This is a genomic window from Lutibacter sp. B1, assembly GCF_012524075.1.
Classification (GTDB): Bacteria; Bacteroidota; Bacteroidia; order Flavobacteriales; family Flavobacteriaceae; genus Lutibacter.
In genome coordinates this window covers 74,568-88,332 of record NZ_JAAZUI010000002.1, presented here as the reverse complement: position 1 = coordinate 88,332, position 13,765 = coordinate 74,568, and the positions used below count along the sequence as shown (strand labels likewise).

8 protein-coding genes are annotated in these 13,765 nt (G+C 31.5%); all 8 read right to left on the bottom strand.

Going from position 1 to position 13,765, the window contains the following annotated elements; genetic code table 11:
- Positions 1-60: 60 nt before the first annotated feature.
- From HGB55_RS01800 to galB, 8 genes are read right to left on the bottom strand one after another with little or no spacing between them, the layout of a single operon-like run.
- Positions 61-837 (bottom strand): SDR family NAD(P)-dependent oxidoreductase, encoded by a 777-nt coding sequence (locus HGB55_RS01800; RefSeq protein WP_168814084.1) that lies wholly within the window; start codon positions 835-837, stop codon positions 61-63.
- Positions 834-2,186 (bottom strand): L-fuconate dehydratase, encoded by a 1,353-nt coding sequence (locus HGB55_RS01795; protein ID WP_168814082.1) that lies wholly within the window; start codon positions 2,184-2,186, stop codon positions 834-836. The genes HGB55_RS01800 and HGB55_RS01795 overlap by 4 nt, the downstream gene beginning before the upstream one ends.
- Before the next feature lie 11 nt (positions 2,187-2,197).
- Entirely contained in the window at positions 2,198-3,070 is an 873-nt protein-coding gene (locus tag HGB55_RS01790; RefSeq protein WP_168814080.1) for an AraC family transcriptional regulator, read from the bottom strand.
- Between the two features lie 7 nt (positions 3,071-3,077).
- Positions 3,078-5,300, bottom strand: a complete 2,223-nt coding sequence (locus HGB55_RS01785) for a glycoside hydrolase family 3 protein (protein ID WP_168814078.1) — start codon at positions 5,298-5,300, stop codon at positions 3,078-3,080.
- 57 nt (positions 5,301-5,357) lie between these two features.
- Positions 5,358-6,830: a cellulase family glycosylhydrolase gene (locus HGB55_RS01780; protein WP_168814076.1), complete on the bottom strand. Its 1,473-nt coding sequence runs from the start codon at positions 6,828-6,830 to the stop codon at positions 5,358-5,360.
- Between the two features lie 60 nt (positions 6,831-6,890).
- Positions 6,891-8,894, bottom strand: coding sequence for a glycoside hydrolase family 97 protein (locus HGB55_RS01775; RefSeq protein ID WP_168814074.1), 2,004 nt, complete (start codon positions 8,892-8,894; stop codon positions 6,891-6,893).
- A gap of 12 nt (positions 8,895-8,906) precedes the next feature.
- Positions 8,907-11,303 (bottom strand): alpha-xylosidase, encoded by a 2,397-nt coding sequence (locus HGB55_RS01770; protein ID WP_168814072.1) that lies wholly within the window; start codon positions 11,301-11,303, stop codon positions 8,907-8,909.
- 1 nt (position 11,304) lies between these two features.
- A complete protein-coding gene (gene galB, locus HGB55_RS01765) occupies positions 11,305-13,719 on the bottom strand; it encodes a beta-galactosidase GalB (RefSeq protein ID WP_168814070.1) in 2,415 nt (804 codons plus the stop codon).
- Positions 13,720-13,765: the final 46 nt, after the last annotated feature.

Here is a 13,765-nt window from a genome sequence, read left to right as displayed (position 1 = left end):
GATTGCTAAAATTAAAACCAATTGTTTTAATTCTTTATAAAGATACTAAATTATCTTTTTTTACCCATTTAGTTTAATAAAACCTCCATCAATAGGAAATTCTGTTCCTGTAATAAATGAAGCTTCATCAGAGCATAAGAATAATGCTAAATCGGCAACTTCTTGAGGAGTTCCCATTCTGCCAATAGGTTGTGTTTTAGATAGATTTTCAAACATTTCAGTTTCCTTACCCGGATAATTTTTTGTTAAAAATCCGTCAACAAAAGGAGTATGAATTCTTGCAGGAGATATGCTATTGCATCTAATACCAAAATTTATATAATCTTTTGCAACTGAATATGTCATTGTTAAAACAGCACCTTTAGTCATAGAATATGCAAATCTATTGGCAATAGCTACTGTAGAAGCTATTGACGTTATATTTAAAATAACGCCTGATTTATTTTCTTTCATAGTAGAGATACAAGCTCTTATACAATTATAAACTCCTTTAATATTTACATTGTATAATCTATCTAAATCTTCTTCTTTTGTTTCTTCAATATTTCCTACGTGAGCAATTCCTGCATTATTTATCAAAATATCAATTTTGCCATTTTTAGCAATACAATTAATAACTTTAGTTACTTCTTTTTGATTAGCAACATTGCATTGATGTAGTTTTGCTTTAAAGCTTTTTTTTAGTAATTTTTCTACAACTTTTTTCCCGTCTTCGGTGTTTAAATCTACAATATGAACAAAAGCTCCTTGTTTTGCAAAAGTTTGGGCAATAGCTTTACCTATACCACTTGCACCTCCCGTTACAATAACTGTTTTATTTTTTAAACTGAATTTCATTTTACCTGTTGTATTGATGCTATTTGAGTAGATTTTATTAAATCTACTTTCCAAAATTCACCCTTTGGATAACAATATTCTTTTAATGAATTTTCTTTCATAGTAATACTGTAACCGGGAAGTGTAGGAGGTAAGTAGGCTCCGTTTTTAACAATTACAGGATCTACAAAGTGTTCATGAAGATGGTCTACATATTCAATAATTCTATCTTCTAAAGAAGCACTTACTACAATAAAATCAATCATAGCGAGATGCTGTACATACTCACAAAGGCCTACACCTCCAGCATGTGGACACACAGGTATATTAAATTTTTTAGCCATTAACAAAATTGCTAAAATTTCGTTAACACCACCAACTCTACAACTATCAATTTGGCATATTCCCATAGCTTTAGCTTGCATAAACTGTTTAAATACAATCCTGTTTTGACAATGTTCACCAGTAGCAACCTGAATAGGAAAAACTGCTTTAGCTATTTTAGCGTGTCCTAAAATATCATCAGGGCTTGTAGGTTCTTCAATCCACAAAGGATTGAATGGAGCAAGTGCTTCCATATTTTTAATAGCTTCATCAACATCCCATTTTTGATTAGCATCCATCATTAATTTAAAATCATCTCCTATGGCTTCTCTAATAATTTTTGCTCTGCGAACATCATCTTTTAGATCATATCCTACTTTCATTTTTATATGAGTCCAACCAGTATCTATAGCTTTTTTACATAGTTTTTTAATTTTCTCATCAGAATAACCTAACCACCCGGCTGAAGTTGTATAGGCAGGATATCCATTTTTTTCTAGATACGTTATGCGCTCTTTTTTAGTGGATTCATTCTTTTTGAGCATTTTAATTGCTTCTTCAGGCGTAATAACATCTGTAATGTATTTAAAATCTATACATGCTACAAATTCTTCCGGAGTCATATCAGCTACTAATTTCCATAAAGGTTTTTCTTCTACTTTAGCATATAAATCCCATACAGCATTTACTAATGCTCCTGTTGCTAAATGTATTACTCCTTTATCAGGACCTAACCAACGTAACTGACTGTCTCCTGTAATCATACTCCAAAAACTACCCATATTTTGAGTGAAAGAATTTAACGTTTTTCCAATAATTAAATGAGATAATGAATGTATTGCTTTTACACATAATTCATTTCCTCTGCCAATAGTAAATGTTAAACCGTGACCTTCAATTTTTTTTGGATGATCAGTTTTTATTATTACATAAGCTGCTGAATAATCAGGGTCAGGATTCATAGCATCTGAGCCGGTTAAAGTTCTACTTGTTGGGAAGCGAACATCTATAACTTCAATGTCAGTAATTTTAATGACTTTTTTCATTGATTAATTATCTAATTATATATTTTGCTATAATCTTTTAAATATTCAGTAGGTGAATAATTGGTTATAGTTTTAAATTGTCGGTTGAAATTAGACAGGTTATTGAATCCAGATTCGTAACAGATATCTGTTACATTGTATTTTTGTTCTAATAATAATTTACAGGCATATCCTATACGTATTTCATTTAAATATTTTGAAAACGGTTTCTTATTCACTTTTTTGAAATGTCGGCTAAATGCAGCGGGATTCATATGAGCTATTTCAGCTATTTCATTTAATGAAATTTGATTTTTAAAATTGTTGAACATATATGAGTATACATCATCCAGTTTTGTGTTTTCGGTTTTTTTAAAAGAATTTATAAATCCTGAACTAGAAAGCAGAGAGTACTCTTTTTTTTGTGATAAAGAGTTTAGAATTTGTATCATTTTAATTATTCTGTCAAAATGATTTAAATCAAGCATTTTTGATATTTCAGAAACTAGTTCTTTATTATTTCCTGTAAATTTTATACCTCTTTTGGCTTTTTCAAATAAAAGTGGAATATGTTTAACTTCAGGAGTATTAAAGAAGTCATTACCAATAAAATCTTCTTTAAAATGGATAGCAATTGCTTGTGCTTTTAGAGAAGAATCTTTTTTAAAATAAATTTTATCATTTAACCACATATGTGGCAAATTTTTACCTAATAAGATAATTTCTCCTTCATTAAATTTTTCAATACTGTCACCAACAAAACGAGTTCCGGTACTTTTTAAAATAACAACTAATTCTAACTGTTCATGATAATGCCACAATTTTAAAAAATATGAATAATTGTTAAAATGTACTGAAAGTGATTTATTTTGTAAATCGCTTCTATCTAAAAGATGTAATTTCATTAATTTTCTATTTTATATTAATAGTTACGTTACTTTTAATATTTTTGGATGATGTACCTAATTTTATAATATATGTTCCGGGTTCAACTACCCACTGTTTTTTATTTTCGTTATAATATGCTAATTCTTTAGCAGGAATCGAAATGGTAACAGTTTTAGCATTGCCTTTTTTTACAAATACTTTTTTAAATCCTTTAAGCTCTTTAGTAGCTTTTACTACGGTTGATTCAGGGGCAGAAACATACAGTTGAGCTATTTCTTTTCCATCTTTAGTACCTGTGTTCTTTAGTATGAATTCTACTTTTATAATTTCATCCATACTATATTCTTGTTTGTCTGTCTTTAAGTTAGAATATTCAAAATTGGTATAAGATAATCCATACCCGAAAGGATAAAGAGGCTTAATATTTTTTGTGTCAAACCAACGATAGCCCACTAAAATACCTTCTTTATATTCTACAGTTTCACTACCCGGAAAACTGTTAGTTGCATGCGCAGGTGAATCACTTAAATTAACAGGTATTGTCCAAGGTAATTTTCCGGAAGGGTTTACTTTACCAATAATTACATCAGCTAAGGCATTGCCTGCTTCAGAACCATTAAACCATGACCAAAGTAGGGCAGATGTGCTTTTTTCTACTTCTTTTAAATTAAAAGGAGCTGCTGCAATAATAACTACAATAGTGTTTGGATTAACTTCGGTTACTTTTTTAATGAGTTCATCTTGTCCAAATGGTAAGTTTAGGTTCTCTCTGTCAGTAGCTTCAGATTCTACAGATCTGTTTGAGCCTGCAAAAATTACTGTAATATCTGATTTTTTAGCTGCTTGAACTGCTTCGTCAATTAAAGCAGTATCAATTTTATTTGAAATTTTCCGTCCGTATGTTTTTGATTTATCATCATCTTCATAAATTTCTTTATAGCCTTGCGCATAATTAATTTCAATTTCTTTAGGTAAACTGTTTTTTAAACCTTCTAAAGGAGTGATTTCTGTTTTAGTTTTTACGCCAGCACCAAAACCACCGGCTGCGTGTTTACGAGTAGCGTTGTCTCCAATTACAGTAATGCTATTAATTTTTGACGTATTTATTGGTAAAATATTTTCGCTGTTTTTTAGTAAAATGATAGATTCTGATGCAATTTTATAGGCATTTGTTAAATGTCCTTTTGTGTTAATTGAACCTTTAGCTCTTCCGGTTGAATCAATGCTTTTTAGGTTATACATAACTCGTAAAATACGCTTTACTTTTTTGTCAATTGTTTGTTTATCAATTTTACCAGCAGCTAAAGAATCTAACAGTGGTTTTGCCAAGTAATAATTATCAAAATCTGTTATAGTGCCCATTTCAATATCCAATCCATTTTTTAAGGATTTTACCGTACTGTGTACAGCAGCCCAATCTGAAATTACAATACCTTTAAAATCCCATTCGTCTCTAAGAATAGTATTTAGCAAATACTTATTTTCACATAAATAATCACCTCTAAATTTATTGTATGCTCCCATTACTGTATAAGCATTTGCATTAATAACAGCAGCTTTAAATGCTGGGAGATAAATTTCTCTTAATGTTCTTTCGCTCATTAAAACATCAACAGTTCCTCTATTTGTTTCTTGGTTGTTCACAGCAAAATGTTTTACACAAACTCCAACATCTTGGCTTTGAACTCCTTTTATATATGGTACAGCCATTGATTTATTTAAAAATGGATCTTCAGAAAAATATTCAAAAGTTCTACCACAAAGAGGTGTTCTTACAATATTTATGGCAGGTGCCAGTAATATATCTTTATTACGTGCTCTGGCTTCAGCACCAATACTTTTTCCGTAAATTTCAGCTAATTCCGAATTCCAAGTTGCAGAAAGTCCTCCACCGGCAGGAAAAAAGGTTGCAAAATCATTTGTTGAACCTAAAGCGGCCCAAGAATCTCGATGTAATTCTTCACGAATACCTAAAGGGCCGTCTGTCATTTTTAATTCAGGAATACCTAATCTTTCTACTCCGGAAGAAGTAAACATACTATTACCATGAAGCATTGCTACTTTTTCTTCAAGAGTCATTAAAGAAATAATACTGTCAATCTTTGAATCAAATTTTAAAGAAATAGATTTTGTTTGTATAGTAGTTTCATAGCTGTTGCTTTTTTTCTTTTCTTCTTTTTTAAATTGGCAGGCTGAAAAAATAAAAACTACAATTAAAATAATTATATATACGTTGTATTTATTCATTTATTTTGATGTATTATTTTGATTTAATATTTTGATTATAAAATTCTTAAAATTTAGTTATTTATTAATAATTGCATTTATAAGGTTAGGGTATGCCTGTTCGGCTGTGGAACGATTAAATAATCCCATACCATGATTATCTGTAACACCATTATCCCAATAGAATGGTGCCATTTTATGATTGATAGCTGATTGGGTTATATATTTTAGATAATTTTCTCTAAATGCTTCGTGACCATCTATGTTTGTTCTTGCAATTACACCATATTCACCCAAAATAACTCCAATATTTTGATCTACAAATGTGGTTTTCATTTTTTCAAATTGAGCATCTGCATAATCTTCATTTGCCCAAGTTTCAACGGCATTGCTATCTGTTGCATTTGATCCCCATTGCCAAATGGTATCACTGCCTTCATTTAAAGTAAAATTATAAGGATCGTAATAATGTGCTTCTGCCATTAAACGATTTTCTACTGTATCTTCTGGGATGATGGCAAAGTTTACACCATAGTCTATATTTGTGTTAAAAGTTTGGAAAACAAGGAATCTGTATGCATTTCTTCCTCCAGTTGCTCTTACGGTATTTACAAAGGTTTGGTTAAAACTGTTTTGTACTGTGTAATATTCTTCAGTAGGCGTTCCATAGTCGCCTTCAACCATTACTTCATTAGTTCCGGCAAAGAGTAAGTGATAATCATAATCTCTAAAATTAATAGCTATTTGCTGCCACATTTTATCTAAACGATCGTTTACATAATCCTGTTGATCATAAGTTGGTTGCATCCATCCGCCATCCCAGTGAATATTTATTATGGCATACATGTCGTTGTCTAATACATAATTTACAACGGTTTCTACTCTTTCCATCCAGTTAGCATCTATTGTATAATTATTTGCATCTGAAAATCGACTCCAAGCTATTGGAATTCTTACAGCATTAAATCCTGCATTTTTAATGGCATCTATTAATTCTTGTGATATAACCGGATTACCCCATGCAGTTTCACCTCCAATAGCATCTAATGAATTACCAATATTAAATCCTATGCCCATATTTTCTACAATTTCTAAAGAGGTCATAGCACTCATGTTTGAAGGGTCATCTTCAATATATGGTTCTTCTTCATCTGGTTCTTCTTCATCTGGTTCCGGAGCTGGTGCAGCTTCTTGAGATATTTCTATAATTACTGATTTGTTTATAGAGCTTACTGTAAGTGTGGTGCTACGTGTTTCTTGCAGTTCATTAGCTTCTACAAATACATTAAAAGTTTTACTTCCTTTTGATGAGGTAGTAGTAGGAATACACCAATCCACCAAATTGTTAATTTCCCAACTCGTATTTGAATCTGCACTTATGTTAATGACTTTGTAGCCACCTTCAGCTGTAAATTGCAATGTGGTAGGAGTTACAGTTAACTCTTTCTTTATTTTTTGATCATCATCATCATCAGAACATGATGTGAAGTTCATAATTAATGTAAGTATTACCATTAGTAAACTCATAGGATGTTTTATTATTTTTTTCATAATTTAATTTATTAAAATAAATTTTTAGTATATAAATTTTAAAGTTCATTTAATTCTTAACTATTCTATTTTTTTAAATCTGACAGCTGTTCCTCCACCTGGTGCTAAGTTTAGTTGTAATTTATCTGTTGCTAAAACTTTTTTTGTTGAAATAGTTATTTTATTGGCACCTTTATTCCACGTAATTCCTTTGAAATCTTGGTAAATTTGAGCTTCATAAGTTGCATTATTGTCTAAGAATGATAAGTCAATTTCAAAGGTTCTACCTTTTTCATTTGTTAAACTGCCTAAATACCAATCGTCACTGTTTTTGTCTTTGCGAACTGTAGTAATGTATTCACCAATTTCAGCATTTAAAACTTTGGTATCATTCCAGTCTACAGGGACATCTTGTAAAAATTTAAAAGCAGGATTTTCATCGTAATTTTCAGGTAAATCAGCCAACATTTGAATAGGAGAGAAGTAAACTACATATAATGCTAACTGTTTTGCGGCTGTTGTGTGTACATCTTTACCTTCGTAACCTTGTTTAATTTCAACATCTAAAATTCCCGGTGTAAAATCCATTGGACCGGCAAGCATTCTGGTAAATGGCAAAATAGCTGTATGATTTGGAGGATTACCTTCACTCCAAGCATTGTATTCTTGTCCACGTGCACCTTCTCGAGCCATCATATTTGGGTATGTTCTTCGTTCTCCGGTATCTTTTATAGGTTCGTGAAAGTTTACTGTAAGTTTATATTTAGCAGCAGTTTTTAAAACTTGTCTGTAATAATTTACACCAAATTGGCCGTGATGCCATTCTTTCATATTTAATCTAGAACCAACTTGCCCAATTTTCACATCATGAATTCCGTTTTTTTGATACAATTTCATTCCGGCATCAATTTGTTTTAAGTAATTAATAATATTTGAGCCGGTTTCGTGATAACCAATAATACTCACCCCATTAGCTTTTGCATAATCTGTGACTTCTTTTAAATTGAAATTATTGGCTTCTTCAGTAAAGCTAAACATATGCATAGCATTTTCATACCAAGCCGGTGTCCATCCTTTATTCCATCCTTCAATTAATAAATGATCTATGCCTAATTTTTTACAATAATCAATATATTCTTTAGCGTGTTTAGTAGTAGCACCCTGTATAGGACTTTCCCAAAATGAATATTTTCCAATATGCATTCCCCACCAAATACCTAAATATTTATGAGGTTTTATCCAACTGGTATCTTCTATTACATTTGGATCATTAAGATTTAAAATAAGGTTAGAAGTGATTAAATCGCTTGGAACGTCAGCAATTTGTATGGTTCTCCAAGGCGTTGTAAAACTTCCATTGGTTTTAACTTTATCTCCATCTGCCCATGGTACTAAATCGCATTTTAATGATGTTCCTTTTTGGTGCGCCAACGTCATACTTGCAAAATCTTTTAAATTGGCTTCGTGAAAACTTAATGATAAACCACTATTACTTTTTATAGTTAATGGTGTGTGAACCGTATCTAAAGTGCTTACCAAAGACTTGGTGGTGAGATATTCATATCTATTACCTTTATAGGCAGGAATCCACCAAGCATAACCATCTTCTTGTAAATTAAAGGTGGTTAATTCATCCATAATTATTAAACTGTCTTTACCTTGCTGTGGATAAATATATCTGAAAGCAATACCATCATCAAAAGCTCTGAATTGAATTTTTAAATCTCTTTTTGCATGACTCTTTTCTTTAAGATTTATAGATATTTGTGTGTAATTATTTCTTATAAATTGGGTTTCTCCCCAAATAGGTTTCCAAGTTTCATCAAATGCTTCTTTGTTTACATTAATAATTTCAAAATTAGTATTTAGGGAGTCTTTATTTTTAAACACAAAACCTAGTGATGATGGAGTTAAGATAATTTTATCACTATGAGAGACCGAATATAATGGTATTCCATTCTTTAAAATGAAAGCAATTTTGTTTTTACCATTAGGTGAGGTTATTTCGTATGTATTGTTGCTCTTCTTTGAACAAGATATAATGAGTAAAGAAAATACTATTATTTGAAAAAAAGATTTTGACATTTTAATTGCTTGTTATTTTATATAATTGATTTTAAACTTTGTTTTTGTTGAAACAGGGTTGTTTTTCAGCTCAAAAGTCTGGTCTTTTTTTGTAGCTGATAATTTATACAATTGCTCATCATTTGGTAAGTATAAATTACATGAAACTTCAGTAGCATCTGCAGCATAAACTTTTAATTCTAAATGACTCCAATCCATATCTTTAGTAGATTGAGCTAATTTAATATGAGGTAAAATTGTCCCATCCTTCACTAACATTATTATAGGAATTTCGCCAACTTCAATAGTATGCCAACCTTTTTTGTAAACTTTATGTGTCTGGTAATCTATCCATTTGCCTTCCGGTAAATACACACTTCTTTCAGTAACATTTTCAAATAGAGGAGCTACTAATATATTGGAACCAAACAGGTATTGATTGTCTATTAGCCAAGCCCCCGGATCATTAGGAAATTCTATGAACAGCGCACGTAACATTGGTAAGCCGTTTTCAGACGAATGTTTAGCTTGTGCATATATGTAAGGCATTAATTGATAACGTAAATTATCGGCATTTCTAAAATCTTTTAAAAATTGAGGACTGTATTCCCAAGGTTCTGTTGGTGGTTCTCCATGACTTCGCACATGAGAGGTTAACATACCAAACGGCATCCATCTTCTATAAACATTTTCGGGAGATTTTGTGGTAAAACCGCCCACATCATGACTCCAAAAACTAAATCCGCTTAAACCAAGTGACAAACCACCTCTCAGTGTGGAAGCCATCGCTGTATTGGTTGTTGCGGCATCGCCTCCCCAATGTAAAGGATAACGTTGACTACCAGCCCAGGTACTTCGTGCCCAAATTATGGTGTTTCCAGTAACTTCTTTAGTGATCTCAGCAACTGCTTTATTGTAACGTAACGGATATAAATTATGCTCATAAAAACCTGTTTTTCCGTTGTGATAAATACCGGAAGCAGGTCCTGCTTCTCCAAAATCGACTTTTATAACCCCAACACCTAATTTTAAAAGTGAAGCGATTTTATTTTGATACCATTTTATGGTTTCAGGATTAGTGAAATCTAATGTTGCGTCTTCATATGGGATGTTGCCTTTTTTATCTCTAACAGCTAGATCTTTCTCTATAATTTCATTAAAAAGTGTATTTTTTGGTGTAAAATAGGGTAATTGCCATAAACAAATACTGAAACCTTCTTTTTTCATATCTGAAATCATGGTTTCAGGATTATCGAATCTATTTTTAGAAAATTCATAATTATTTCGCCAGTCAACATCAAACCATCCTGTATCAAAGTGAATGACATCACTTGGAATTTTATGTTTTCTTAAGTTTTTGGCAACTTCTCTACCTTCTTTTTCAGAAAAATATGTAATACGACTCATCCAAAATCCGAAGGACCAAAGTGGTGGCATTTCTGCTTTTCCTGTTAGGTTGGTGTATTCATCTAAAATATCTTTTGGCTCACCAATAAAGAAAAATAAATCAGCTTCATCATCACCAATCATCATAGAATTTGCGGCATTAAAATATTTACCAAAATCTACTGTAATAGGAGTGGAGTGGTGCATAAAAACACCATAACCACGACTGCTCATATAAAAAGGAATTGGTTTGTACATCGTTTCATTTTGTACACCATTTGCATCATCTGTCCATAAGATTACTTTTTGCCCACGTTTGTTTAATTGGGTAAAAGACTCTCCACAACCAAATATTTTTTCTTCAGGAGACATTGATAAAACAGCATCCATACTACGAGAATAATCGTCAGCTCTACGTACAAACGAAAAGGGTGTTACCGGGGTATATGTGTTTGCCACATCTTCTGAATGTAAAGTACTGGTTAAGAGTTTTCCATTAGTATCATAGAGATACACATGCCAAGGTTTTTCTGTGATTACTACAGAGCCTTTGCTACTTGTATATTTATGACCTCCATCAACTTTAAAATATTTCCAAGCTTGTCTGTTATTAGGCGCAACTCCATTAATAAGCATCAATGAGTTTTCCTGTTTTCTTAGTTGTGGTCCGGAAGCTGCTTTTATTCTAATAGTTCTATCTGAAATAAATTCAATTGAAAAAGGCAATTCGGGAGATGCTGCATATTCTGTTGTAGGAAATTCATTTGCAGGTGCAGGTGTTAATTTGCTTAGCATATTATTGAATGCTTGGCGCGTTGCTAAGTTATATCTCAAATATTTTATGGTTCCTTTGCCGGTTTCAGGATTAAAAGAGGTTAATTCATCTGCCAAATAATAGGTGTTTCTATAATCGGAAAAATTTTTACTAATGTCAGGTGGTTCATTTAAAACATTTGTGTTTTGAATCTGAGCCATTGAAACACTTACAAAAAAAAGTAAGTTTAAGGCTGTAAATAGGAATTGTACATGCTCTTTATTTCTCATTTTATTTTACATTAATATTAATTATGGCTTCTTTGAGCCCTGATGTATTGGCAGACAATTTAATTGTCCCTTTTTCTTTTAAGGCTTTAACAATCACTAAACATTTTCCATAAAAAGCATTTCTGTTGGATGCTTTAAAGGAGGCTTGACTTGTTGGGTCACCATTATCTACTCCCACAATTTTACCCGGTCCTTCAATAGTAAACAGAATATTATTTGTGGCATCCGGGACCAAGGTTCCGTTTTTATCTAAAATGGTGACGGTTATAAATGATAAATCTGAAGTGTTTGCTTTGAGTTCATTTCTATCAGGCTCTAATGCTATTTCATACGCTTTTTCGGCTGTTTTAATTTCTTTAACTAAAACTTCTTTGCCGTTTTTTCTTGAAACGGCTTTTAATATCCCTTTTTTGAAAGGAACACGCCACATAATATGCAAATCATCTCCTTGTTTTTTCTTAATTCCTAACGATTTTTCATTTAAAAATAGCTCTACTTCATCTGCTTGAGAATAATAAGCCCAAACATCTACATTTTTACCTTCTTCCCAATTCCAATGAGGAAAAATATGTAAAACAGGCTTATCTGTCCATTCACTTTGATACATGTAATACACATCTTTTGGAAAACCGGCTAAATCAATAATTCCAAAATAAGAACTTCGAGAAGGCCAAACATACGGAGTAGGTTCACCTAAATAATCAAAACCGGTCCAAACAAACAATCCGGATAAATAATCGTGTTTTTTTATGATTTTCCAAGTTTCTTCATGAGTAGATCCCCAAGGAGTACTCACCTGATCGTATGATGATACAGTGTTTCCCGGATTGCCTCCTGTAAATAATTTATCCCAACTGACAGGCCATCTTTTTAGGGTATCGGATTTTTGATCGTAATAACCTCTGGTTGCCAAAGCAGATGTAGTTTCAGTAGCGATAAATGGTCTGTTTGGAAATACGTTTTTGTGATTTTTATATTCTTTATGCGCATAATTGTATCCAATCAAATCTAAAACATCAGGAATGTTTAAATTATTAGTTAAAGAAGGCGGATTATTTGCTGTAGTAATAGGCCTTGTAGAGTCTAAAGATTTCACAATTTTTACTAAATCTTTTGTAATTTGAACTCCTGTGCTATCCCATTGTTCCAAAATTTCATTACCAATACTCCATATAAACACGCTTGGGTGGTTTCTATCTCTTTTAATGAAATCTTTTAAATCTTTTTGATGCCAGTTGTCCCAATATAAGCTATAATCGTATTTTGTTTTACTTTTTTTCCACATATCAAAAGATTCATCCATAACAATAAATCCCATTTTATCACATAAATCTAAAAGTTCCGGAGCGGGAGGATTGTGCGTGGTACGAATACCATTTACTCCCATTTCTTTTAATAATTCTAATTGACGTTCTAAAGCTCTGGTGTTTATAGCTGCACCTAAAGCACCTAAATCGTGATGGTTGCAAACCCCTTTTATTTTTAATGGTTTATTATTTAGTAAAAAACCTTTATTTATGTCAAATTTAAAAGATCTAATTCCAAATGAAGTTTCATATTGGTCAACTAATTTATTGTCTATATAAATTTCAGAAATCAGTTTATAGAGGTGTGGATTTTCAACAAACCATAACTTTGGATTATTAACAGTAAGTTTTTCAGAAAAAGTAAGATTTTTTTGAGGACTTATTTTTATTTGATGACTATTTTCAGCAACTTGATTATTATTAAAAAGAACTATTGTTTTTAATTTGGCATCTTTGGCTTCATTATAATTATTAGCTATCGTAGTTTCTACATTAACCGTAGCACTATCTTTTGTAATAATTGGTGTAGTAATATATGTACCCCAATTATCAACGTGAAGTTTATCTGTTTTTACCAGCCAAACATTTCTGTAAATTCCGGAACCGGAATACCAACGTGAATTAGGTTGTTGAGAATTATCAACTTTTACATTTATTAAATTTTCTTTTTCTCCATAATTTAAATAGGGGGTAAGATTATACCTAAAACTAATATAGCCATTAGGACGTTTTCCTAAATAATGATTATTAATCCAAACTTCACTATTCATATATATGCCACCAAAATCTATATAGAAATTTTTGGCACTGTCTTTTTTTGTGATTTTAAAAGATTTTTTATACCATCCAATTCCTCCTGGTAATGCACCTCCATTATATGTTGCAGGATTATTTTCATCAAATTCACCTTCAATACTCCAATCATGTGGGAGTTTTATCTTACTCCAAGTTGAATCTTTTAAATTTAGCTTGGCTTCTTTTTCACCATTCTCAAGCATAAAAGACCAATTATTATTAAAATCAACAATTAATCGATTTTCTACAGGTTGTTTTTTACATCCAACAAACAATAAAAAAGTTATAATATACCAAAGAAAATTTGATTTCATTTATAATGTATTTATTGCTAAAAAGCAGTTAAAATTATTAAAGTAA